At 73.5% G+C, this 22820-nt stretch carries 17 protein-coding genes; 13 read left to right on the plus strand and 4 right to left on the minus strand.

The window, feature by feature from the left end; all coding sequences use genetic code 11:
• Positions 1 to 137: 137 nt before the first annotated feature.
• Positions 138 to 3422, minus strand: a complete 3285-nt coding sequence (locus ACFCZ1_RS33170) for a S41 family peptidase (RefSeq protein WP_376681985.1) — start codon at positions 3420 to 3422, stop codon at positions 138 to 140.
• A 188-nt stretch (positions 3423 to 3610) separates the two neighbouring features.
• Between ACFCZ1_RS33170 and ACFCZ1_RS33175 the strand changes: the two genes are divergently transcribed.
• Together ACFCZ1_RS33175 and ACFCZ1_RS33180 are read left to right on the plus strand one after the other, a co-directional pair.
• The gene (locus tag ACFCZ1_RS33175; protein WP_376682019.1) at positions 3611 to 4189 is read left to right on the plus strand and encodes a TetR/AcrR family transcriptional regulator; all 579 of its coding nucleotides are present in this window, start codon (positions 3611 to 3613) and stop codon (positions 4187 to 4189) included.
• A 132-nt stretch (positions 4190 to 4321) separates the two neighbouring features.
• Positions 4322 to 6532 (plus strand): MMPL family transporter, encoded by a 2211-nt coding sequence (locus ACFCZ1_RS33180; RefSeq protein WP_376681986.1) that lies wholly within the window; start codon positions 4322 to 4324, stop codon positions 6530 to 6532.
• A 95-nt stretch (positions 6533 to 6627) separates the two neighbouring features.
• On the opposite strand, the gene ACFCZ1_RS33185 is transcribed toward ACFCZ1_RS33180, so the two are convergent.
• On the minus strand, positions 6628 to 7026 hold the full coding sequence (locus ACFCZ1_RS33185) for an SsgA family sporulation/cell division regulator (protein WP_376681987.1): 399 nt from the start codon (positions 7024 to 7026) through the stop codon (positions 6628 to 6630).
• Positions 7027 to 7209: 183 nt separating this feature from the next.
• Between ACFCZ1_RS33185 and ACFCZ1_RS33190 the strand changes: the two genes are divergently transcribed.
• From ACFCZ1_RS33190 to ACFCZ1_RS33205, 4 genes are all read left to right on the plus strand, one after another.
• Positions 7210 to 8319: an energy-coupling factor ABC transporter permease gene (locus tag ACFCZ1_RS33190; RefSeq protein ID WP_376681988.1), complete on the plus strand. Its 1110-nt coding sequence runs from the start codon at positions 7210 to 7212 to the stop codon at positions 8317 to 8319.
• Between the two features lies 1 nt (position 8320).
• Positions 8321 to 9082, plus strand: a complete 762-nt coding sequence (cbiQ, locus tag ACFCZ1_RS33195) for a cobalt ECF transporter T component CbiQ (RefSeq protein WP_376681989.1) — start codon at positions 8321 to 8323, stop codon at positions 9080 to 9082.
• Positions 9083 to 9197: 115 nt separating this feature from the next.
• Positions 9198 to 9959 carry an energy-coupling factor ABC transporter ATP-binding protein gene (locus ACFCZ1_RS33200; RefSeq protein ID WP_376681990.1) on the plus strand — a complete coding sequence of 254 codons (762 nt, stop codon included), beginning with the start codon at positions 9198 to 9200 and terminating at the stop codon, positions 9957 to 9959.
• Between the two features lie 28 nt (positions 9960 to 9987).
• A complete protein-coding gene (locus tag ACFCZ1_RS33205) occupies positions 9988 to 11154 on the plus strand; it encodes a serine hydrolase domain-containing protein (protein WP_376681991.1) in 1167 nt (388 codons plus the stop codon).
• Positions 11155 to 11241: 87 nt separating this feature from the next.
• On the opposite strand, the gene ACFCZ1_RS33210 is transcribed toward ACFCZ1_RS33205, so the two are convergent.
• Both ACFCZ1_RS33210 and ACFCZ1_RS33215 read right to left on the minus strand, forming a co-directional pair.
• Complete coding sequence (locus tag ACFCZ1_RS33210; RefSeq protein ID WP_376681992.1) at positions 11242 to 12888, minus strand: penicillin-binding transpeptidase domain-containing protein; 1647 nt, start codon at positions 12886 to 12888, stop codon at positions 11242 to 11244.
• 384 nt (positions 12889 to 13272) lie between these two features.
• The gene (locus ACFCZ1_RS33215; RefSeq protein ID WP_376681993.1) at positions 13273 to 15039 is read right to left on the minus strand and encodes a dolichyl-phosphate-mannose--protein mannosyltransferase; all 1767 of its coding nucleotides are present in this window, start codon (positions 15037 to 15039) and stop codon (positions 13273 to 13275) included.
• A 132-nt stretch (positions 15040 to 15171) separates the two neighbouring features.
• On the opposite strand from ACFCZ1_RS33215, the gene rsmI reads away from it, so the two are divergent.
• The 7 genes from rsmI to ACFCZ1_RS33250 all read left to right on the plus strand — a co-directional run bounded on the left by rsmI (position 15172) and on the right by ACFCZ1_RS33250 (position 22815).
• Entirely contained in the window at positions 15172 to 16026 is an 855-nt protein-coding gene (gene rsmI / locus ACFCZ1_RS33220; RefSeq protein ID WP_376682020.1) for a 16S rRNA (cytidine(1402)-2'-O)-methyltransferase, read from the plus strand.
• A gap of 160 nt (positions 16027 to 16186) precedes the next feature.
• On the plus strand, positions 16187 to 16672 hold the full coding sequence (locus ACFCZ1_RS33225) for a hypothetical protein (RefSeq protein ID WP_376681994.1): 486 nt from the start codon (positions 16187 to 16189) through the stop codon (positions 16670 to 16672).
• A gap of 10 nt (positions 16673 to 16682) precedes the next feature.
• The gene (locus ACFCZ1_RS33230; protein WP_376681995.1) at positions 16683 to 17564 is read left to right on the plus strand and encodes a TatD family hydrolase; all 882 of its coding nucleotides are present in this window, start codon (positions 16683 to 16685) and stop codon (positions 17562 to 17564) included.
• A gap of 619 nt (positions 17565 to 18183) precedes the next feature.
• The gene (locus tag ACFCZ1_RS33235) at positions 18184 to 19404 is read left to right on the plus strand and encodes a ubiquitin-like domain-containing protein (protein ID WP_376682021.1); all 1221 of its coding nucleotides are present in this window, start codon (positions 18184 to 18186) and stop codon (positions 19402 to 19404) included.
• Positions 19401 to 20303 carry a 16S rRNA (adenine(1518)-N(6)/adenine(1519)-N(6))-dimethyltransferase RsmA gene (gene rsmA, locus ACFCZ1_RS33240; RefSeq protein WP_376681996.1) on the plus strand — a complete coding sequence of 301 codons (903 nt, stop codon included), beginning with the start codon at positions 19401 to 19403 and terminating at the stop codon, positions 20301 to 20303. The genes ACFCZ1_RS33235 and rsmA overlap by 4 nt, the downstream gene beginning before the upstream one ends.
• On the plus strand, positions 20300 to 21208 hold the full coding sequence (locus ACFCZ1_RS33245; protein WP_376681997.1) for a 4-(cytidine 5'-diphospho)-2-C-methyl-D-erythritol kinase: 909 nt from the start codon (positions 20300 to 20302) through the stop codon (positions 21206 to 21208). Before rsmA ends, ACFCZ1_RS33245 begins: the two co-directional genes overlap by 4 nt.
• Before the next feature lie 284 nt (positions 21209 to 21492).
• Complete coding sequence (locus ACFCZ1_RS33250; RefSeq protein WP_376681998.1) at positions 21493 to 22815, plus strand: acyltransferase family protein; 1323 nt, start codon at positions 21493 to 21495, stop codon at positions 22813 to 22815.
• Positions 22816 to 22820 lie beyond the last annotated feature (5 nt).

A 22820-nucleotide genomic window follows, 5' to 3' on the forward strand; every position in this document is an offset into this window, starting at 1 on the left:
ACTCGCCCCCCCCCCACCCCCCCTGCGCCCCCCCCCCCCCCCCATCCCACCCCCGCCCCCCCACCCCCCCCGCCTTCCCCGGGCCCCAGCGGGCCGCCCCCGTGTGTTGGCCCCCGCCCCCCGCCCCTTCCGCGCGCCTACGGCCTGGGCGGCAGCTTCGGGCGGCGCAGGTCCGGCACGTCCGTGTAGCCGGGCGGCACGGCGGCCGGGTCCTGCTCCAGCAGCTCCAGCGCCAGGTGCACGGCGTCGTCCAGGCCGGCGTGCCGCCCCTCCGCCCAGTCGAGCGGCGTGCGCAGGACCGCGAAGTCCGGTTCCACGCCGTGGTTCTCCACCGACCACCCGTACTCCGGGAACCAGGCGGCATTCATCGGCACCGTGATCACCGTGCCGTCGCCGAGGGTGTGCCGGCCCGTCATGCCGACCACCCCGCCCCAGGTGCGCTGGCCCACGACCGGGCCCAGCCCCAGCAGCTTGAACGCCGCGGTGATCATGTCGCCGTCCGAGGAGGTCGCCTCGTCGGCGAGCGCCACGATCGGACCGCGCGGCGCGTTGGAGGCGTAGCTGACCGGCTGGGCGTTGCGGGTCAGGTCCCAGCCGAGGATCGAGCGGGTCAGCTTCTCCACCACCAGCTCGCTGATGTGCCCGCCCGCGTTGCCGCGTACGTCCACGATCAGCGCGGGCCGGGACATCTCCATCCGCAGGTCGCGGTTGAACTGTGCCCAGCCCGAGCCGCCCATGTCGGGGATGTGCAGGTAGCCGCACCGGCCGCCGCTCAGCTCCCGGACCACCGCACGCCGCTTGGACACCCAGTCCTGGTAGCGCAGCGGCCGCTCGTCGATCAGCGGCACGATCGCGACCCTGCGGGCCCCGCCCTCGCCCTCGGCGGGCCGGAAGGTGAGCTCCACGGTCGTTCCGCCCGCCGCGGACAGCAGCGGGTACGGGCCGGCCACCGGGTCCACCGGGCGCCCGTCGACATGGGTGAGCACCGCGCCGTCCCGGATGCCGGTGCCGGCCAGCGGGGAGCGGGCCTTGGAGTCGGAGGACTCGCCGGGCAGGATCCGGCTGACCACCCATGTCCCCTCCCGGGGCACGAGGTTGGCGCCGAGCAGCCCGATCGCCCGCTGGTAGTGCGGGGGGCCTTCGTTGCGGCGGGCGGGGGACACGTAGGCGTGCGAGGTGCCCAGTTCGCCGAGGACCTCGCGCAGCAGGTCGGCGAACTCGTCGGGGGACGCGACCCGTTCGACCAGGGAGCGGTACTGGCTCAGCACCCCGTCCCAGTCGATGCCGCACATCTTCGGTTCCCAGAAGTAGGCGCGGATGATCCGCCCGGCCTCCTCGTAGGCCTGGCGCCATTCGGCCGCCGGGTCCACCTCGTGCAGGATGCGCCGCAGGTCCAGGTAGACCGTCGAATCGCTGTCGCCCGACTCGGTGGCCGGGACGGCCCGCAGATCGCCGTCGTCGTTGATCACGAGCCGGGTGCCGTCGCCGCTGAGGGCGAACCAGTCCAGTCCGGAGGCCAGTTCCGTCTTGCGGGCCTTGGTGAGGTCGAAGTGCTCCAGCGTGGGCTTGCCGCTGATGTCGGCGGGGTTGGCGAACGTCTCGCCGAGCGCGCCCGAGATCGGCCAGCGCAGCCACACCAGCCCGCCGCCGTGCACCGGGTACAGGGCCGAGTACTTCGACGCCGACACCGGGAAGGGCGTGACCCGGCTCTCCAGCCCCTCCACCTCCACCATGACCGCGCCGTCGCCCGTGTCGCCCGAGTCCCCTTCCACCGGGTCGAGTCCGCCCGCCGCGGGCCGCCCCTCGGCGGACAGCGCGAAGGGCGAGGGGGTCGCCGAGGACAGCGGCACCAGGTACGGGCGGCAGCCCAGCGGGAAGGACAGGTCGCCGGTGTGCACGTCGTACACCGGGTCGAAACCGCGCCACGACAGGAAGGCGAGATAGCGCCCGTCCCGGGTGAAGACCGGACTCTCGTCCTCGAAGCGCCCGTTGGTGACGTCGATGACCGTGCGTCCGCCGGGGCCGGAGATCCGGGCCATCTTGATCTGCCGCAGCGACCGCCCGATGCCCGGATGGGACCAGGTCAGCCAGCATCCGTCGGGGGAGAACGCCAGGTCGGTGACGGGCCCGTTGATGGACCGGATCAGCTCGGTGACCTCCCCGTCGGACTCCTCGGTGGCGTCGAGCAGCAGCAGCCGCCCGTCGTTGGAGGCGACGGCGAGGCGTTCACCGTCCGGGTCCGACAGCAGTTCCAGCACGCGCCCCAGCTCGCCCGAGGCCAGCCGGCGCGGCTCCCGCTCCCCGGAGGCCCGCGGCAGGTAGGCGATCTCGATCGCGTCCTCGCCCTCGGCGTCGGTGACGTAGGCGACCTGCCCGCCGCTGCCGAGCATCTCGGGCAGCCGCACCCGGACGCCCGGGGTGTCGGCGATGGTCCGGGCGGGGCCGTCGCGGTGGGTCAGCCAGTACAGGCTGCCGCGCACCACGACCGCGCTGGCCCGCCCGGTGGTGTCCACGGACAGCGAGTCGACGTGGCTGGCGGCCGGCACCTGGTACGTACGCCTCCCCGCGCGCGGGCCGCCGAGCCGTACCTCCAGCTTGCGCGCGGCGGCGCCCCGGCCCAGGGAGTCCACCAGCCAGATGTCGCCCGCGCACTGGTAGACGATCCGGGAGCCGTCGCTGGAGGCGTGCCGGGCGTAGAACTCCTCGTGGTCGGTGTGCCGGCGCAGGTCGGTGCCGTCGGGCAGGCAGGAGTAGAGGTTGCCGATGCCCTCGTGGTCGGAGAGGAAGGCGATCCGGCCGCCGACGAACATCGGGGAGTCGAGGTGGCCCTCGATCTCCTCCAGGAGCCGCTGCCCGTGCAGCCACAGCCGGCCGGTGGCGCCGCCGCGGTAGCGCTTCCAGGCGGCGGGCTCGTGCGGGGGCTTGCCGGTCAGCAGCAGGGTGCGCCGCTCGCCCGACTCGTCGTCGTGGACCTGGATGTCGGAGACCGGCCCCCAGGGCAGGCGCCCGCCGGGGCTGCCGTCGGTGGGCAGGCTGTAGGCCCAGGCGAAGTAGGAGAAGGGCTGGCCGTGCGAGGAGACGGCCAGGATGTCGCTGCGGCCGTCCTCGTCGGGCGGGGTCCAGCCGCAGACGCGGGTGTCGGTGGCGCCCCAGTAGCTCAGCCGGCGGGCCGGGCCGCCGGCCACGGGGGCCAGGTGGATCTCCGGGTCGAGGCTCCGCCAGGTGGTGAAGGCGATGTGCCTGCCGTCCGGGGAGAAGCGCGGGTGGCTGACCCGGGTCCGGTCGACGGTGATCCGCCAGGCCCGCCCGGCCGGATCTCCGGGGGGAACCAGGGGTGCCACCCAGAGATCGTCCTCGGTGGCGAAGCACAGCAGGTCGTCGTGAAGGTGCGGGAAGCGGAGGTACGCGACGTCGTGACTCACCCCCCAATGCTTTCCGCGCCAGGGGGGCCTGGCAACTCGTACAGGTGATCCATGCCACTGCCCGAAGCGAAACGGAACGGTTTCGTTTCGATGGGGGCGGGGGTATCGTCGTATGTGTACGGAACACTTTCGTTTCGATAAGAGACGTGTTCGGACGTTCGGACGGAGGCACGGAGATGACCGAGGCGATGGCGGCCCGGCGCAGCCGGATCACCCCCGAACGGGAGGCCGAAGTCCACGGGGCGGTGCTCGACCTCCTCCGCGAGGTGGGTTACGAGGCGCTGACCATGGACGCGGTCGCCGCCCGCACCAAGTCCAGCAAGGCCACCCTCTACCGCCAGTGGGGGAGCAAGCCGGAGCTGGTCGCCAAGGCCCTGCGGTGTACCCAGCCCGTCTCGCTGCGGGAGATCGACACGGGCAGCCTGCGCATGGACTTCGCGCGCATGGTGGAGCACTCGGACGACGCGCAGATGGCCAAGGACACCGCGCTGATGCGGGGTCTGGCCCATGCGGTCCACGAGAGCCCGGAGCTCCACAAGGCGCTGCGTGACCTGCTGGTCGACCCGGAGATCAACGGCCTGCAGGCGATGCTCCGGCGCGCGGTGGACCGGGGCGAGATCCGCCCCGACTGCCCGGCGCTGGACTTCGTACCGCACATGCTCATCGGGGCGTTCATCGCGCTCCCGCTGATCGAGGACCGGCCGGTCGACCGGGCCTTCCTCGGTGACTTCATCGACGCCGTGGTCTTCCCCGCCCTCGGCGTCTGACTCCTCTCCTCCATCCCGTCCCCGCCGCTTTCCCGCTGTTCCTGACACGCCGCTCTCGTCGTCGGGCCGGCTCCTCATGCCCAGATCCGGTCTCCGGATCCATCCCACGACCCGAACGGGAGAACCACCGACGTGGCCACCTTCCTCTACCGACTCGGCCGGGGCGCCTTCCGGCGCCGCCGTCTCGTCGCCCTCGTCTGGGTGGCGCTGCTGTTCGTCGCCGGCTTCGGCGCGGCCTCGGCGTCCGCCCCCACCTCCGGCTCGTTCTCGATACCCGGCACGGAGGCCCAGAAGGCCTTCGACGTGCTCGACAAGAAGTTCCCGGGGATGGCCGCCGACGGCGCCACCGCCCGGATCGTCATCAAGGCCCCGGCGGGCGCCAAGGTCACCGACCCCGGCGCCAAGGCCGAGGTCGAGAAGATCGTCGAGGGCCTGAAGTTCGGTGCGGGCAAGGACCAGATCTCCTCGGTCGCCGACCCGTACCAGAGCCAGGCCGTGAGCCAGGACGGCTCCACCGCCTACATCAGCGCCAAGTACCAGGTCAGCGGTATGGAGCTGACCGACGCCACCCGCGACGCGCTCAAGGAGTCCGGCAAGGACGCCAAGGCGCAGGGGCTCACCGTCGAGATCGGCGGCGACGCGCTGATGGCGGCCCCCGAGACCGGCTCCGGCGAGGTCATCGGCATCCTGATCGCCGCGATCGTCCTCGTCATCACGTTCGGCTCGCTGATCGCGGCCGGGCTGCCGCTGCTGACCGCGCTGATCGGCGTGGGCATCGGCGTCTCCTCCATCACCGCGCTGGCCAACGTGCTGGACCTCGGTACCACCACCTCCACCCTCGCGATGATGATCGGCCTCGCGGTCGGCATCGACTACGCCCTGTTCATCGTCTCCCGCTACCGCGCGGAGCTCGCCGAGGGCCGCGAGCGCGACGAGGCCGCCGGCCGTGCCGCCGGAACCGCCGGATCCGCCGTCGTCTTCGCCGGTCTGACCGTGGTCATCGCCCTCGTGGGCCTGGCCGTCGTCAACATCCCGATGCTGACCAAGATGGGCTTCGCGGCCGCCGCCACCGTGGTCATCGCGGTGCTGGTCGCCCTCACGCTGGTCCCGGCCATCCTGGGCTTCGCGGGCAAGAAGGTGCTGCCCGCCGGCGAGAAGAGCAAGCTGTTCGGCAAGGGGAGGCAGGCGGCCTCCGGCTCGGCGGCCGCCGCCGGGAAGAAGGCCAACGGCGGCACCCGCTGGGCCCGCTTCGTCCTGCGCCGCCCGGTCATGGTCCTGCTGGCCGGTGTGATCGGCCTCGGCGTCATCGCCGTCCCGGCGAGCAAGCTGGAGATGGGCCTGCCGGACGACGGCGCCCAGCCGGTCTCCACCACCCAGCGCCAGGCGTACGACCTGCTGTCCGACGGCTTCGGCCCGGGCTTCAACGGCCCGCTGATGGTGGTCGTCGACGGCGACAAGGCGCTCGCCGACCGGACCGTCGAGCGGATCAAGGGCCTGGAGGGCGTGGCCGCGGTCACCCCGCCGACCCCCAACCAGGGCGGCGACGCCTCGGTGATCACCGTCATCCCGAAGGACCGTCCGTCCTCCACGCAGACGGAGGACCTGGTCCACACGATCCGCGACGGCAGCGGGGACGACGTCCTCGTCACCGGCGCCACCGCGATGAACATCGACTTCTCGCAGAAGATGAACGACGCGCTGCTGCCCTACCTCGCGCTCGTCGTCGGCCTCGCCTTCCTGCTGCTGATGCTCGTGTTCCGCTCGGTCCTGGTCCCGCTCAAGGCGGCCCTCGGCTTCCTGCTCTCGGTCGTCGCCGCCCTCGGCGCGGTCGTCGCGGTCTTCCAGTGGGGCTGGCTCGGCTCGCTCTTCGGCGTGGAGCAGACCGGCCCGATCATGTCGATGATGCCGATCTTCATGGTGGGCGTGGTCTTCGGCCTGGCCATGGACTACGAGGTCTTCCTCGTCACCCGGATGCGCGAGGCGTACGTACACGGCGAGCGTCCGGGCCAGGCCGTGGTGACCGGCTTCCAGTACAGCGCGCGGGTGGTCGTGGCCGCCGCCGTCATCATGATCGCGGTGTTCGCGGGCTTCATCGGAGCCAGTGAGCAGATGGTCAAGATGATCGGCTTCGGTCTGGCCGTCGCCGTCTTCTTCGACGCCTTCGTGGTCCGGATGGCGATCGTCCCGGCGGTGCTCGCCCTGCTCGGGCACAAGGCCTGGTGGCTGCCGCGCTGGCTGGACCGGCTGCTGCCCAACGTGGACGTGGAGGGCGACAGCCTGCGCCGGCACCTCTCCGGCGCCTCCGACGGCCACGACAAGGACCGCGAGCTGGTCAACGCCTGACGTCGGGACCCGTCCGTACGGCAACGGCAACGGCAACGGCAACGACAGCCCGGCCCCGCACCTGAACCTGAGGTGCGGGGCCGGGTCCGTTGCGCCTATCGGGTGACGGCGTACGTACGGCGCAGGAAGCGGCGCAGCCCGGCGATGTCGAACTGGACCACGGCCACGCCTTCGGGGGAGTGGAACTCGACGACCGCCTGCACGCGGCCGCACGGCCAGACGCGCACGTCCCCGGTCCCGCTCGGGGCCTGGAGGCCCGCCTCCAGGAGGGCGCGGGGGAAGACCCACTCGTTGTCGGTGCCCTCGGGGGACAGGTCCGCCGGGAAGACGATCCGTACCGCCAGCGGTTCTGCGGGGACGAAGCGCAGGATGACGGGGATCGCCCGGTAGAGCGGATCGTCGGTGATCACGCGGGCTCTGACGCGCTCCTCGACGAGGCGGACGGTCGCCGTGGCTGTCGCGGTGGCTGATGGATTCTCGGCGGTGGCTGACATCGACAAGACTCCTCGCGTCGGAGCGTTGAACAAAAGTGCCTTCTGTGCTCTTTTGTCCCGTCCAGCCTCGCACATTCCGACGGAAGTGCGAGGGCGTATTTGTGTCCGAGACGCTGTTGCCAACCATTTGCAAGAGGGCACTATTCTTGGACGGCTGAAAACTGTGAGAAGCGGAGCCACTCCATGCACGTGCCCGACGGATTCATCAACGCACCCGTCTCGGTGGCCGCCGGAGTGGCGGCCGCCGCCGCGGTGGCCGTCAGCCTCCGCGGCGCCCGGCGGGAGCTCGGGGATCATCCCCCGGCTACCGCCGGGGGGACCCCCACCCGGGCCGAAGGCTCCGGGGGAGAGCGCACGGCGCCCCTCGCCGGTCTGGTCGCCGCCTTCATCTTCGCCGTGCAGATGCTGAACTTCCCGGTCGCCGCCGGAACCAGCGGGCACCTGCTGGGCGGGGCGCTCGCCGCGATACTCGTCGGCCCGTACACGGGCGTGCTGTGCGTGTCCGTCGTCCTGCTGATGCAGGGCATCCTCTTCGCCGACGGCGGACTGACCGCCCTCGGCGTGAACGTCACCGTCATGGGCGTCGTCACCGTCGTCGTCTCCTACGCGGTCTTCCGCGGGCTGCTGCGGGTGCTGCCCCGCACCCGCCGCTCCGTGACCGTCGCCGCCTTCGCCGGGGCCCTGCTCTCGGTGCCCGGCGCGGCCGCCGCCTTCACCGCGATCTACGCGATCGGCGGCACCACCGACGTGGCCATCGGCAAGGTGTTCACCGCCATGGTCGGGGTGCACGTGCTCATCGGCATCGGCGAGGCCGCCATCACCGCCGCGACCGTCGGCGCCGTGATCGCCGTACGGCCGGACCTGGTGTACGGGGCGCGCGGACTGACCACGCGGCTGAAGCTGCGCGTGGGCGGCGTCCTCGTCGACGCACCGGCCGCCGCCCCCGCCGCCGCCCCCGTCGCGGCCCGCTCCACCACGAAGGTGTGGGCCACCGGCCTGGTCACCGCCCTCGTCCTCGCCGGGTTCGTCTCCTTCTACGCCTCGGCCAGCCCCGACGGCCTGGAGAAGGTCGCCGCCGACAAGGGCATCGACGCCAAGGCCGAGGAGCACGCCGCGAAGGACTCCCCGCTCGCCGACTACGCCGTCAGGGACGTCGCCGACGCCCGCCTCTCCGGCGGCCTCGCGGGCGCCCTCGGCGTCGGGGCGACCGTCGTCGTGGGCAGCGGCGTCTTCTGGGCCGTGCGCCGCCGCCGTACCGCCGAACCGGCCGCGGCCGGCGCCTCGGCGGTCTGAGATGGGTGCGGGCCACGCCCACCGGCTCTACCGGCACGGGCACTCACCGGTGCACGCGCTGCCGCCGCACTGCAAGCTCGCCGCGGTCTTCGCCTTCGTGCTGGTCGTCGTCTCCACACCGCGCGAGGCGGTGTGGGCCTTCGGGCTGTACGCCGTCCTGCTCGCCGGGGTCGCGGCCGCGGCCCGGGTACCGGCCGGCTTCCTGCTGCGGCGGCTGCTGATCGAGATCCCGTTCGTGGCGTTCGCGGTGCTGATGCCGTTCGTGGCCGGGGGCGAACGGGTGGACGTACTGGGCCTGTCGCTCAGCGTCTCCGGACTGTGGGGCGCCTGGAACGTCCTGGCCAAGGGCACGCTCGGGGTGGCCGCCTCCGTCCTGCTCGCCTCGACGACGGAGCTGCGGGCGCTGCTGCTGGGCCTGCAGCGGCTGAAGCTGCCGCCGCTGCTGGTGCAGATCGCCTCGTTCATGATCCGGTACGGCGACGTGGTCACCGGCGAGCTGCGGCGGATGTCCATCGCCCGGCGATCGCGCGGGTTCGAGGCGCGGGGGATCCGGCACTGGGGGGTGCTGGCCAAGACGGCGGGCGCGCTGTTCATCCGCTCCTACGAGCGCGGCGAGCGGGTCTACCTGGCCATGGTCAGCCGCGGCTACGCCGGTTCGATGCCGGTGATCGACGAGGTGGCGGCAACGCCCACTGAGTGGGCGCGCGCCTCTGCGCTCCCTTTGACGGCGTTGGCCGTCCTGGCCGTCTGTCTGATGGGGTGACTCCTCCGCCCGGGGCGGTTTCTCACTTGCCCCGGAGGCTCATGACGGCCGAGCCCTGACCGCTGTCGCAGCAGATGACCGAACAAAGCGGAGAACCCCCCGACGGGAGATGGAAATGGACCTGTTGAAGGCACCACCCTCACTGGAAGTGACCGGCCTCGCCTACGCCTACCCCGACGGCCACCAGGCCCTCTTCGGGGTCGACCTGGCCGTCGCACAGGGCGAGCGGGTCGCCCTGCTCGGACCGAACGGCGCGGGCAAGACGACCCTGGTGCTGCACCTCAACGGCATCCTGAGCGGCGGCGTCGGCACCGTGGCCGTGGCCGGGCTGCCCGTGGAGAAGCGCAACCTCGCCGAGATCCGCCGCCGGGTCGGCATCGTCTTCCAGGACCCCGACGACCAGCTGTTCATGCCGACCGTCCGCGAGGACGTGGCCTTCGGCCCGGCCGCGGCCGGCCTGCGCGGCGCCGAACTGGAGGAGCGGGTCCGGGACGCGCTGGAGCAGGTGGGGATGGCCGGATTCGCCGACCGGCCCCCGCACCACCTGTCCTTCGGGCAGCGCCGCCGGGTCGCGGTGGCGACCGTACTGGCCATGCGGCCCGAGATCCTGGTCCTGGACGAGCCCTCGTCCAACCTGGACCCGGCCTCGCGGCGGGAGCTCGCCGACATCCTGCGCTCGCTTGACGTGACGGTCCTGATGGTGACCCACGACCTGCCGTACGCACTGGAGCTGTGCCCGCGCTCGGTCATCCTGAGCGAGGGCGCGATCACGGCCGACGGACGCACCCAGGACCTCCTGTGCGACGAGGACCTGATGCGCGCCCACCGCCTTGAGCTGCCCTTCGGCTTCGATCCCCGTTCGGTCTCGGTGGCATAAGCGCCGGTCGCCGGTTGTTGGACTGCCCGTGGAGATCCAGGGTGTGGTGACGGAGGGCTTCGAGCCCGTCAGGGACGCGTTCGTACGCAACTTCGAGGTACTCGGGGACCGGGGCGCGGCGGTGGCCGTGTACCGGGACGGGCGCAAGGTCGTCGACCTCTGGGGCGGTAGCAAGGACGCCGACGGCACCGAGCCGCGGCCCCCTTGGACCGCAGACACCGCGCAGGTCGTCCGCTCCGCGACCAAGGGCGTGGCCGCCGCCGTACCGCTGCTGCTGCACCAGCGCGGACTGCTCGACCTGGACGCGCCCGTGGCCACGTACTGGCCGGAGTTCAAGGCGGGCGGCAAGGAGAGGACCCGGGTCCGCGACCTGCTCGCGCACCGCGCCGGAGTCCCGGCCCTGGACCGCGGGCTGACCGTGGCCGAGGCCGCGGACGGCGTGTCCGGGCCGCGCGCGGTCGCCGCGCAGCGGGCCTTCTGGGAGCCCGGCACCGCGCATGGCTACCACGCGCAGACCTTCGGCTGGCTGCTGTCCGAGCTGGTGCTGCGGGCGACCGGCCGCACGGTCGGCGGCATCCTGGCCGAGGAGATCGCCGAGCCGCTGGGCCTCGACTTCTGGATCGGCCTGCCGCAGACGCAGGCGCACCGGGTGGGCCGGGTGGCCCCGGTCGACCCGCCGGAGAGCGCGGGCCTGCTCAGGACCCGGCCGAGGCGAAACGTTTCCGAGGCCTACGCCGACCCGGACTCCCTCACCCGCCGCGCCTTCGCGGCCATCGACCCCGCGCCGGACGAGAACGACCCCGCCTACCAGGCGGCCGAGCTGCCGGCCTCGGCGGGCATCGGCACGGCCCGCGCACTGGCCCGCTTCTACGGGGCCACCATCGGCGTGGTGGAGGACGGGGCACGGATCTTCACACCGGCCACCACCGCACTCGCCGGCAAGGAGTTCTCGGCGGGCCCGGACCGCGTCCTGGTGGTCAACACCCGCTTCGGCCCCGGCTACATGCTGCACGGGCCGGCCTCGCCGCTGCTGTCCCCGGCCTCCTTCGGCCATCCGGGCCGCGGCGGCTCGCTGGCCTTCGCGGACCCGGAGGCGGGCATCGGCTTCGGCTACGTCACCAACGCGCACGCCAAGTCGGTCACCGCCGACCCGCGCGCGCAGGCGCTGGTCCGCGCCCTGCGCTCCGCGCTCTGACGGAACCGCGGGGACCGCGGGGACCGCAAGGACGGAAAGGATCGCGGGGACCGGGCCGGGGCGGGTGCGGCGCCCGGTCCCCGCGCGTCAGCCGGCGTTCAGGACGGCGGCCACGATCGGGCCCGCCGCGTCGCCGCCGTGGCCGCCGCCCTCGACCATGGCCGCCGCGGCCACGTCACCGCTGTAGCCGGTGAACCAGCTGTCCGGGCTGCCCGAGCCGCCGACCTCCGCGGAGCCGGTCTTCGCGCCCTTGTCCGAGCCGCTGACCGAGGACATCGCCTTCTGGCCCGTGCCGCTCGTCGCCGTCAGCCGCATCATCGAGACCAGCTGCTGCTGCACCGAGGACTTCATCCGACGCTGCGCCGTGGCGACCGTACGGCCGTCGAGGTCCGGAGAGACCAGCAGCGGCTGGCGGAACACGCCGGTGCGGGCGGTCGCGGTGATGGACGCGACGTTCAGCGGGTTCATGGTGATCCTGCCCTGGCCGATGTACGCGGCGGCCGCCTCCGCGCCCGTCGCCGGCGGGACCTTGCCGTCGGTGGACTTGACGCCCGTCTTCCAGTCCAGCCCGATGCCGAAGACCTCCGTGGCCTCCTTCGCCAGCGCGCCGTCGTCGCCGACCGCCTGGATCTGCTTGATGAAGGCGGTGTTGCAGGACTTGGCGAAGCTGGTCGCGAAGGTCGCGGAGCCGGGCAGGTCGAAGTTGTCCAGGTTGTGGAAGGAACGGCCGCCCCAGGACACGGCCTTCGGGCACTCCGCCGGCTTGTCGGCCGCCACCTTGCCGCGGTCCATCAGCATCTCGGCGGTCACGATCTTCATCGTCGAGCCGGGTGCCCGGTTGCCCGTCAGCGCCGCGTCGTAGCCGTCCTTGCGGTGGTTGGCGACGGCCAGGATGTGCCCGTTGCTGGGCTTGACGGCGACCACCGACGCCTCGGGGAACCTGGTGACCGCCTGTTCGGCGGCCGCCTGCACCGTCGCGTCCAGGTACGTCTTGATGGTGCTCGGCTCCCCCTCGACCAGGGTCAGCAGCGTCCGCTTGGGCGCGTTCGGGGTGGCCGGCTCGATCCAGACCTCCGCACCGGATTTGCCGCCCGCCTTGCTGCCGTACGTCTCTCGCAGCTGGTCGAGGATCAGCCGCAGCGAGGGGTACTTCTCCGCGGTCAGCTCCTCGCCGTTCCGGTCGACCGCCTTGACCGGCGGGTTCGCCGGGGCGCCGGCGCGCAGCGCCTCGTCCCGCTGGAGCTGCGGGTGGATCACCGAGGCCTGCCAGTCGACCAGCGGCTTTCCGCTGGTCAGGCCGCGCACCACGGTCAGCCGGGACTCGTAGGCGAGGGGCTTGGTGGTGCCCTCGTACGTGATGTCCGCGGCGACCGTGAAGGGCACGGTGTCGCCCTTCGGGGTGCCGGGGGTGATCACGGCCTTGGAGACGTGGGCCTTGGCCCCGAAGTCCGCCACCGCGGTCCGGGCGGCCTGCTCGTTGTTGGTCAGCTGGGCGGCCGCCTGCCCGTCCCCGGCCGCCCACGCGGCCAGGAAGGCCTTGGCGGTCGCGGCGGTCTCCTGTTCGGTGACGGGCCCGCTGCCCTTCGCCGGCGGGGCGGAGGCCTCCGCCTTCCCGCTCCCCTTGCCATCGCCGTTGCCGGCGTCCCCGACCAGGGCGTACACCCCGTACCCGGCGCCGCCGACCATCGCGAGGAATACCCCGCCGATGACGGCGCCCTTCGCTGCCCCGTTCACTTGCGTCCCCTCCAGAGTCCCCGTTCTCTGAACGTGTTCAAAGAACCTCTGGTGCGGACCTTACGCTCCGCGAGCGGACGGGTGCCTGCTTGTTACCGGACCGGAACAACGATGGCCGAAAAGGAGCGTCAAACGTCACGAGGGCCACCCGGATCGGGCGGGCCCTCCCGTGAACACCGCGCCGGAAGCGCGCCGTTGGCCGCACGGTCTTGCCCCGACGGGACGGCCCTCGGCTGTCAGCCGACGTGGCGCCACCCCTGACGACGGGCCGGCGGAGCCGGCCGGCGACGCCCGCCGACGGGCCCGGACGACCCGGGCAACCACGACGGCCCCGGCGCTCGCGGGCGCCGGGGCCGTCGTGGGTACCGCTCCTCGTGCTGCTCCCTAGACCCAGGTGTCCAGCCACATGCGGGCGCGCCAGGAGTCCATCGGGATGGTCTGGCCCGTGAAGATCGGCCAGAAGTAGATGAAGTTCCACACGATCAGCAGGACCAGCACCCCCGCCCCGATCGCGCCCAGCGTCCGCCGCCTCTCGGTCGAACCCGCCGGACCGAGCAGCGCGCCGATCATCATCGCCACCGCCAGACACAGGTACGGGACGAAGACCACGGCGTAGAAGAAGAAGATGGTCCGCTCCTGGTAGTTGAACCAGGGCAGCAGGCCCGCGCCCAGCGCGCACGCGATCGCGCCCGCACGCCAGTCGCGGCGGAAGAACCACCGCCACAGCACGTACAGCAGAGCGAAGCAGCCCGCCCACCACAGCAGCGGTGTGCCCAGGGCCAGCACCTCGCGGGCGCACTTGCCGGCCGCCGTGGCCGGGCAGCCGTCGGTGCCCGGCTCGGGGGACTCGTAGAAGTACGACACGGGCCGGCCCAGGACCAGCCAGCTCCACGGGTTCGACTCGTAGGTGTGCCCCGACGTCAGACCGACGTGGAACTTGTACACCTCGGTCTCGTAGTGCCACAGGCTGCGCACCCACTCCGGCAGGAACGACAGCGCGCCGCCCTGGTCGTTCTTGGCGGCCCAGTCGCGCAGATAGCCGCCCTTGCCGTTGTCCGGGCTGAAGATCCAGCCCGACCAGGAGGCCAGGTACGTCACGATCGCCACCGGCACGGTCGACACGAAGGCGGGCAGCGCGTCGCGGCGCAGCATCGCCGCGTAGGGGGCGCCCGCGCCCGCCGTGCGCCGCGCGGCCGCGTCCCACAGCACCGTGAGGATGCCGAAGAAGGCCAGCACGACGAAGCCGTTCCACTTCGTGCCCGCGGCCAGGCCCAGGCAGACGCCCGCCAGGATCCGGTACGGACGCCAGCCCAGCCGCAGCGTCTCGGCGATCTGCGGGTCGGGCCGCGTCCGGCCCTCCCCGTCCACCGGGAGCGCGTCCGCGAGCCGAGCGCGCGCCCTGTCCCGGTCGATGAGCAGCGCCCCGAAGGCGGCGAGCACGAAGAACATCAGCACCAGGTCGAGCAGCGCGGTGCGGCTCATCACCAGGTGCAGTCCGTCCACCGCGAGCAGCGCTCCCGCCAGGCAGCCCAGGAACGTCGAGCGGAAGAGGCGCCGCCCGATCCGGCACAGCATCAGCACCGACAGGGTGCCGAGCACGGCGGTCATGAACCGCCAGCCGAAGGGGGTGAAGCCGAACATCCACTCGCCGAGCCCGATGACCCACTTGCCGACGGGCGGGTGCACGACGTAGCCCGGGTCCAGCGGGAGGCTGACCCCGTCCGGGTTGGCGAGGATCGACTTGTCGATGTCCTTGGGCCAGCTCGCCTCGTAGCCCTGCTTGATGGTGGCCCAGGCGTCCTTGGCGTAGTACGTCTCGTCGAATATCACCGCCTTGGGGCTGCCCAGGTGCACGAACCGCAGCACCCCGGCGACCAGCGCCACCAGCAGCGGGCCCGCCCACGACAGGACGCGCTGCCACGTGCCCCACACCTGCGGCGGCAGGCCGAAGGTCATCCACAGCTGCGGGGACGGCTGGGCGTACGGGGGCACCAGGCGGGCGCGGAGGTCCGTGCGCGAGGCTGCGCCCTGCGGCGCGTAGCCGAAGGCACGCAGGCGGCGCAGCCACGTGGGCGGCTCTTCTTCGCGTCCCGCCGGCGGGGCGGGAGCGGCCCCCGCGGGGCTGGGCGGCGGCGTCGCGGTCTTGGTCACCGGGCCATCGTAGGGAAAGGATCTGTGAGTGCCCCAGTGGCGGGGAGGGTCGGGGCGCGGGGCTGAGAGGATGGACGGGTGACAACTGACCAGCCCTTCGGCTCCGAACCCCCCGCCTCCGCCGCCGGCCGGATGGGCACGCTCGTCCTCGCGGGCACCCCCATCGGCGACCTCGCGGACGCCCCGCCGCGGCTCGCGGCCGAGCTGGAGCGGGCCGACGTGATCGCCGCCGAGGACACCCGGCGGCTGCGCAGGCTGACCCAGGGGCTCGGCGTGCACACCACCGGGCGCGTCCTGTCGTACTTCGAGGGCAACGAGTCGGCGCGCACCCCGGAACTGGTCGAGGCCCTGGCCGGCGGCGCGCGGGTGCTGCTGGTGACCGACGCGGGGATGCCCTCCGTCTCCGACCCCGGCTACCGGCTGGTCGCCGCCGCCGTGGAGAGGGACATCAAGGTCACCGCCGTCCCCGGGCCGTCCGCGGTGCTCACCGCGCTGGCCATGTCCGGGCTCCCGGTGGACCGGTTCTGTTTCGAGGGGTTCCTGCCGCGCAAGGCGGGCGAGCGCCTCGGCCGGCTGCGCGAGGTCGAGGGCGAGCGGCGCACGCTCGTCTACTTCGAGGCCCCGCACCGGCTCGACGACACCCTGGCCGCGATGGCCGAGGTCTTCGGCGCCGAGCGCCGTGCCGCCGTGTGCCGCGAGCTGACCAAGACCTACGAGGAGGTCAAGCGCGGCGGGCTCGGCGAGCTGGCGGCCTGGGCCGCCGAGGGCGTCCGCGGCGAGATCACCGTCGTCGTCGAGGGCGCCCCGGCGGCCGCCCCCGGAGACGTGGACGGCGAGGAGCTGGTGCGCCGGGTACGGGTGCGCGAGGAGGCGGGGGAGCGGCGCAAGGAGGCCATCGCGGCGGTCGCCGCCGAGGCGGGGCTACCCAAGCGCGAGGTGTTCGACGCGGTCGTGGCGGCAAAGAATGCGGCACAAAAGGTGTCGTAGGTCGGTAAAGAGATAACCTGAAAAGCAAAGCTCAGACCGCGCACCGGGCGCTTTGGGCATGAGTCGCCCAAAGTCCGTCCAACACTAGACAGGGCCTGATGCGCTCCCGCCCGAAGAGGCGTCCACTGGCAATGGCACCAGTGGAACAAGAGGAGCTGGCATGAGTGAGATCGCTGACACCCCGGTACCCGTGTCCGCACCCGTCGAGACCGCGGACGGTGTGCATACCGTCCGCGAGGCGTACTCCTTCGCCTGCATGAAGTGCGGATACGGCTGGGAGCAGGCGTACACGATCGAACACCACGTCGACGGCAAGGGTCAGCCGTTCATCATGTACACGGTCAACCGTGAGCGGGTGCCCTCCCCGCTGTCCAACCCGACCTGCCTGAACTGCGGCGGACACGTCGTACGCATCATGCGCGCGGGCCAGGTCTCCTCGGTGCTCGGCACGATCGACCAGCTCTACCACCACCGCATCGCGCCCGGGATCGCCGGGCCCGTCCCGGCGGGCGCGGACGTCCCCCGCCCCCCGAAGCCGCACAGGGCGTCCCGGCACCACGACGCCCCCGGACCCGTCGCCGTCGACGAGGCCGAGAAGCGCGGGGGCCCGATCTCCCGTCTGCTGGGGCTCTTCCGCCGGTCATAAGATCGGCCGTATGAGCTCTTCTGCTGCTTCGAAGGACGCACCGCCGCCGCTGCCCGAACCCCTCCGGGTGGCGGTCGCGGACTCGCACACCCACCTGGACATGCAGTCCGGCACCGTCGAGGAGGGTCTCGCGAAGGCCGCCTCGGTGGGCGTCACCACCGTCGTCCAGGTGGGCTGCGACGTGAAGGGCTCCCGGTGGGCCGCCGAGACGGCCGCCGCGTACGAGAACGTCCACGCCGCCGTGGCCCTCCACCCGAACGAAGCGCCCCGGATCGTTCACGGGGATCCCGACGGGTGGTCGAGGCAGGGCGCCCGGACCGGCGGCGGCGAGGCGGCGCTGGACGACGCGCTCGCCGAGATCGAGGCGCTCGCCGCGCTCGACCACGTCAAGGCCGTCGGCGAGACCGGGCTGGACTACTTCCGCACCGGGCCGGAGGGCATGGCCGCGCAGGAGCGGTCCTTCCGCGCCCACATCGAGATCGCCAAGCGGCAGGGCAAGGCACTGGTCATCCACGACCGCGAGGCCCACGCGGACGTGCTGCGCGTGCTGCGCGAGGAGGGCGCGCCCGAGCGCACCGTCTTCCACTGCTACTCCGGGGACGCCGAGATGGCCCGGGAGTGCGCCGCCGCCGGCTACTACATGTCCTTCGCCGGGACGGTCACCTTCAAGAACGCGGCGCCGCTGCGCGAGGCCCTGGCCGTGGCCCCGCTGGAACTGGTCCTCGTCGAGACCGACGCGCCCTACCTGACCCCGGCGCCGTACCGAGGCCGGCCCAACGCGCCGTACCTCATTCCGCTGACCGTACGGGCCATGGCGGCGGTCCGCGGCCTCGACGAGGACGCGATGGCCACCGCGCTGGCCGCCAACACGGCCCGCGCCTTCGCCTACTGACCCACCCCGCCCAGCCCCCGGCGCTCCGAAACGCCGTGTAGTCGTACGACTTTGGAGCGTGACGACTCCTCCGCTATCGTGCCGTGCCCGAACCATGAGGGTCCGGACCAGTGGAGCGAGCTTCGTGAGCGATACACAGGGCAGTCACCGCCGCGGCGGCCCCGTCCCGGAGGCGTACGAGCCCGTGGCCCGGCCGACCGGACCGGGGGACCCGCAGACCGCGGTCCCCGGGCCGCGCGGCGGCGACCGGCGGGCGGCCCGACGCCGCGCCCGCGGCGGCCCGGCCCCTGCCGCGTGGCCGGACACCGGGGACCCGGACACCTCGTGGTCCGACGCCGCCACCGCGCCCGGCTCGGGCCGCCGCCGGGCCCCGCGGCCGGCGCCCGGCACCGGCTTTGACACCGGCACAGGCACGGGCTTCGGCACAGGCACCGGCTTTGACACGGGCACAGGCACGGGCTTCGGCACCGGCACCGGCACCGGCACCGGCGCAGGCACAGGCACAGGCACAGGCACAGGGGGCTCGGGCCGCCGGGCCCGTGGCCGTACCACCACCGACGAACCCCCGCCGGGGACCGGCCGGCGCCGCGCCCCGGGAGATCCGGCCGGCCCCGCCCCCGTGCCCACCGCGGCGGGCACCGGGCGCCGTCGCGCGGCGGACCCCCCGGCCGGGGGCGCCACCACCGGCAGGAGCCACCGCTCACGCGGCCGGACCGCGGGGCCCGGGCTCCTCACCCCGGACGCCGTCGGCGGAACCTGGCGGCGGATCGTGCCCCAGGCGCTGGTCGTCGCCTTCCTCGCCGGCGGCACCACCGCCTTCGTCGCCGCCGACAAATCGGTACGCCTCACCGTGGACGGCGTCCCCCGCACCCTCCACACGTTCGCCGACGACGTGGACGCGCTGCTGGCCGCCGAAGGCCTCGGCATCGGACCGCACGACCTCGTCGCCCCCGCACCCGGCGAACCCCTCGACGACGGCGAGCAGGTCGTCGTCCGCTACGGCCGCCCCCTGCTCCTCACCCTCGACGGACAGCGGCGCCAGATGTGGACCACCGCCCGCACCGTCGAGGGCGCACTGCGCCAGTTCGGCATCCGCGCCGAGGGCGCCTACCTCTCCGCCCCCCGCACCGCCCCCGTCCCCCGCGCCGGCCTGACCCTCAGCGTCCGCACCGAACGCAGCGTCACCTTCATGGCCGACGGCCGCGAACGCACCATCCGCACCAACGCCTCCACCGTCCAGGAGGCCCTCGACCAGGCCGGCATCACCCTGCAGGGCCAGGACACCACCTCCGTGCCCCCCACCGCCTTCCCGCGCGACGGCCAGACCGTCACCGTGCTGCGCATCACCGGAACCCGGGAGGTCCGCGAGGAACGCGTCCCGTTCGCGACGGAGCGGACCGGGGACGACACCCTCTTCGCCGGGACCGAGGTCGTCGAGCGGGCCGGCCGTCCCGGGGCGCGCCGGGTCACCTACAGCCTGCGCACCGTCAACGGCGTCCGGCAAAAGCCCCGCCGCATCGCGGAGGAGACCGTCCGCGAGCCCGTCACCCAGCTCGTCAAGGTCGGCACGAGGCCGCTGCCGACGTCCGTCTCCGGCGCCGACGGCCTCAACTGGGCGGCCCTCGCCCAGTGCGAGTCCGGCGGCCGCCCGTCCGCCACCGACCCCTCGGGCACCTACGGCGGCCTCTACCAGTTCGACGTCCACACCTGGCACGCCCTCGGCGGCAGCGGCCGCCCCCAGGACGCCTCGGGTGCCGAGCAGACCTACCGGGCCAAGAAGCTCTACGTGCAGCGGGGGGCGAGTCCGTGGCCGCACTGCGGCCGTACGCTTAGCCGGTGAGCACCGCAGAGCAGCAGCCCAACGAGACCCCTTCTGACGCCCTCCTCGGCCCCGCCGACATCCGGGAGCTGGCCGCCGCCCTCGGCGTACGCCCGACGAAGCAGAAGGGCCAGAACTTCGTCATCGACGCCAACACGGTGCGCCGGATCGTGCGCACCGCGGAGGTGCGGCCGGACGACGTGGTCGTCGAGGTCGGTCCGGGGCTTGGCTCGCTGACGCTCGCGCTGCTGGAGGCCGCCGACCGGGTCACCGCCGTCGAGATCGACGACATCCTGGCGGCGGCGCTGCCCGCCACCATCGAGGCCCGGATGCCCGGGCGCAAGGACCGCTTCGCGCTGGTCCACTCCGACGCCATGCTGGTCACCGAACTCCCCGGCCCGGCGCCGACCGCGCTCGTCGCGAACCTGCCCTACAACGTGGCCGTGCCCGTGCTGCTCACCATGCTCGACCGCTTCCCGAGCATCGAGCGGACCCTGGTGATGGTGCAGGCCGAGGTCGCCGACCGGCTCGCCGCCGAGCCGGGCAACAAGGTGTACGGGGTCCCCTCCGTCAAGGCCAACTGGTACGCGCACGTCAAGCGCGCCGGATCCATCGGCCGCAAGGTCTTCTGGCCCGCGCCGAACGTCGACTCCGGCCTCGTCTCGCTGGTGCGGCGCGCGGAGCCGATCAAGACCACCGCCACGAAGGCCGAGGTCTTCGCGGTCGTGGACGCGGCCTTCGCGCAGCGCCGCAAGACCCTGCGCGCCGCGCTGGCCGGCTGGGCCGGCTCGGCGGCCGGCGCCGAGGCCGCGCTCGTCGCCGCGGGCGTCTCGCCGCAGGCGCGCGGGGAGTCGCTGACGGTCGAGGAGTTCGCCGCGATCGCCGAGAACAAGCCCGAGGCGCAGAGGCCCGCGCTGTGAGCGCCCGCACGAGCGTGACCGTACGGGTCCCCGCGAAGGTCAACGTGCAGCTGGCGGTGGGCGCGGCGCGCCCCGACGGCTTCCACGACCTGGCGAACGTCTTCCTCGCCGTCTCGCTCTTCGACGAGGTCACGGCGACGGCGGCCGACGCCCTGACCGTGACCTGCGCGGGCCCCGACGCCGACCAGGTCCCCCTGGACCGCACCAACCTCGCGGCGCGCGCCGCCGAGATCCTGGCCGCCCGGGCCGGCACCGACCCCGCCGTCCACCTCCACATCGCGAAGAACATCCCGGTCGCGGGCGGCATGGCGGGCGGCAGCGCGGACGGCGCGGCGGCCCTCCTGGCCTGTGACGCCCTGTGGGGCCTGGGCACCCCGCGCGCCGAACTGCTCGACATCTGCGCGGAGCTGGGCAGCGACGTCCCCTTCAGCCTCGTCGGCGGCGCCGCGCTCGGCACCGGCCGCGGCGAGCTGCTGACCCCGGTGGACGCGGGGGCGTTCCACTGGGTGTTCGCGGTGGCCGACGGGGGCCTGTCCACCCCGGCTGTGTTCCGCGAGTTCGACCGCCTCACCGCCGGTACGCAGATCCCCGGGCCCGAGGCCTCGCCGGCCCTGCTCGCGGCCCTCGCCTCGGGCGACCCGGACGCGCTGGCCCCCGTCCTGGCGAACGACCTCCAGCGGGCGGCTCTGTCGCTGCGCCCGCAGCTGGCGGGGACGCTGGCCGCGGGCACGGAGGCCGGGGCGCTCGCCGCGCTGGTCTCCGGATCGGGCCCGACGACGGCCTTCCTGGTCCGAGACCCGGAATCCGCCGCGAAGGTGGCCGCGGCCCTCGAAGCCTCGGGCACCTGCCGCGCCACCCGCGTGGCGTCCTCCCCGGCTCCCGGAGCCACGGTCCTGCCGTCCTGACCCGGCCGCGCGGGGCTCCGCCCCGCCGCCCCCCGCAGCGCCGCTGCCGGGGGCTCCGCCCCGGACCGCCGTAGCTTCGAACGCCGGCGTGGCCGAGCCGCGTGGCGTCCTCCCCGGCTCCCGGAGCCACGGTCCTGCCGTCCTGACCCGGCCGCGCCGCTGCCAGGGGCTCCGCCGGCGCTTGAGACGCGGAGCCCCGGCGGGCGGGCTCGCCCACGTACCTACGCGGGAGTTGAGTACCCGCACCCTGTCGGGCGTCCGCCACCGGCGGCGACCGTAGGGCCATGACAGCCAGCGCACGCGACACGGCCGCCGCCACCCCCGCAGGCCGCGACCGGTACGTAGACCTCCTGCGGGTCGCCTCCCTCGCCACCGTCATCGCCGGGCACTGGCTGATGGCCGCCGTGAGCGGCGACGGCATGGGGAACCTGCTCGCCCTCGTGCCCCCGCTCCAGGTCCTCACCTGGGGGCTCCAGGTCATGCCCGTCTTCTTCTTCGTCGGCGGGTTCTCGCACGCCCTGTCCTACCGCTCCTTGGCCCGCAGGGCCGGCACGGGGCCCGTCTACGCCGCCTTCCTGCGGGCCCGGCTCCAGCGGCTGCTGCGGCCCACCCTCGTCTTCGTCCTCGTCTGGACCGCGGCCGCGCTCGCCGTCCAGCTCGCGGGCCACGGCGCGGGCGGGCTGGCCGGGGCCGCGCTGCGGCTGGTCACGCAGCCGCTCTGGTTCATCGGGATCTACCTCGCGATGGTCGCCTTCACCCCACCGCTGCTCAAGCTGCACGAGCGATGGGGGTGGGGGGCCTTCGCCGGGCTCCTCGCCGCCGCCGCGCTCGTCGACGTACTGCGCTTCGCGCTCGGGATCCCGTACGTGGAGTTCCTGAACTTCGCCTTCGTCTGGCTCGCCGTCCACCAGCTCGGCTTCCTGCGCGCCGACGGGCGGATCCGCGTCCCCGCCGCCCTGGCCGCAACCGGGCTCGCCGCGGCCGCGGCGCTGGTCGCCTGCGGCCCGTACCCGCTGTCCATGGTCGGGATGCCGGGCGAGAAGGTGTCCAACATGGCCCCGCCGACCCTCGCCCTGCTCGCACACGGCATGTGGCTCGTGGGCGCCGTCCAGCTCCTGGCCCGCCCCGCCGCCGCCTGGCTCGCCCGCCCCCGCGTCTGGCGCGGCGTCGTCGCCGCCAACGGGATCGCCATGACCGCGTTCCTCTGGCACCTCACCGCCATGCTCGCCGTGTACGCGGCCCAGCTCGCCCTCGGGATCGGGCTCCCCGTACCGGCCTCCGCCGCCTGGTGGGCCCAGGTCCCGGTCAGGTTCCTCGCCGCCGCGGCGCTGACCGGCGTGCTCGTCGCCCTCTTCCGCCGCTTCGAGGCACCCGGCGGGAGCACCGCGGCCCCCGGCAGCGGCCCCCGCGCCGCCGCCGGCATCACCCTCTGCCTGCTCGGCGTCCTGGGCCTGTCCATGACCGGCCTCGGGGGCCTGCTCGACGGCCACAGCGCCACCCTCGTCGCGCTCCCCGTCACCGCGCCCGCCGCGATCGCCATGGCGCTGGGCGGCTGGGTCCTGGTGGAACGGTCGACGTCGTCCCGGAGCGTTAGGCTGAGGGGCTGATCCAC

The sequence above is a fragment of the Streptomyces sp. NPDC056224 genome, assembly GCF_042267665.1.
Lineage (GTDB): Bacteria > Actinomycetota > Actinomycetes > Streptomycetales > Streptomycetaceae > Streptomyces.

Coding starts and splice junctions, on each gene's coding strand:
- ACFCZ1_RS33175 (WP_376682019.1), top strand. CDS start 3,611: ATGGCGGCCCGGCGCAGCCGGATCACCCCCGAACGGGAGGCCGAAGTC.
- ACFCZ1_RS33185 (WP_376681987.1), bottom strand. CDS start 7,026: ATGTCAGCCACCGCCGAGAATCCATCAGCCACCGCGACAGCCACGGCG.
- ACFCZ1_RS33190 (WP_376681988.1), top strand. CDS start 7,210: ATGCACGTGCCCGACGGATTCATCAACGCACCCGTCTCGGTGGCCGCC.
- cbiQ (WP_376681989.1), top strand. CDS start 8,321: ATGGGTGCGGGCCACGCCCACCGGCTCTACCGGCACGGGCACTCACCG.
- ACFCZ1_RS33200 (WP_376681990.1), top strand. CDS start 9,198: ATGGACCTGTTGAAGGCACCACCCTCACTGGAAGTGACCGGCCTCGCC.
- rsmI (WP_376682020.1), top strand. CDS start 15,172: ATGGGCACGCTCGTCCTCGCGGGCACCCCCATCGGCGACCTCGCGGAC.
- ACFCZ1_RS33225 (WP_376681994.1), top strand. CDS start 16,187: ATGAGTGAGATCGCTGACACCCCGGTACCCGTGTCCGCACCCGTCGAG.
- ACFCZ1_RS33230 (WP_376681995.1), top strand. CDS start 16,683: ATGAGCTCTTCTGCTGCTTCGAAGGACGCACCGCCGCCGCTGCCCGAA.
- ACFCZ1_RS33250 (WP_376681998.1), top strand. CDS start 21,493: ATGACAGCCAGCGCACGCGACACGGCCGCCGCCACCCCCGCAGGCCGC.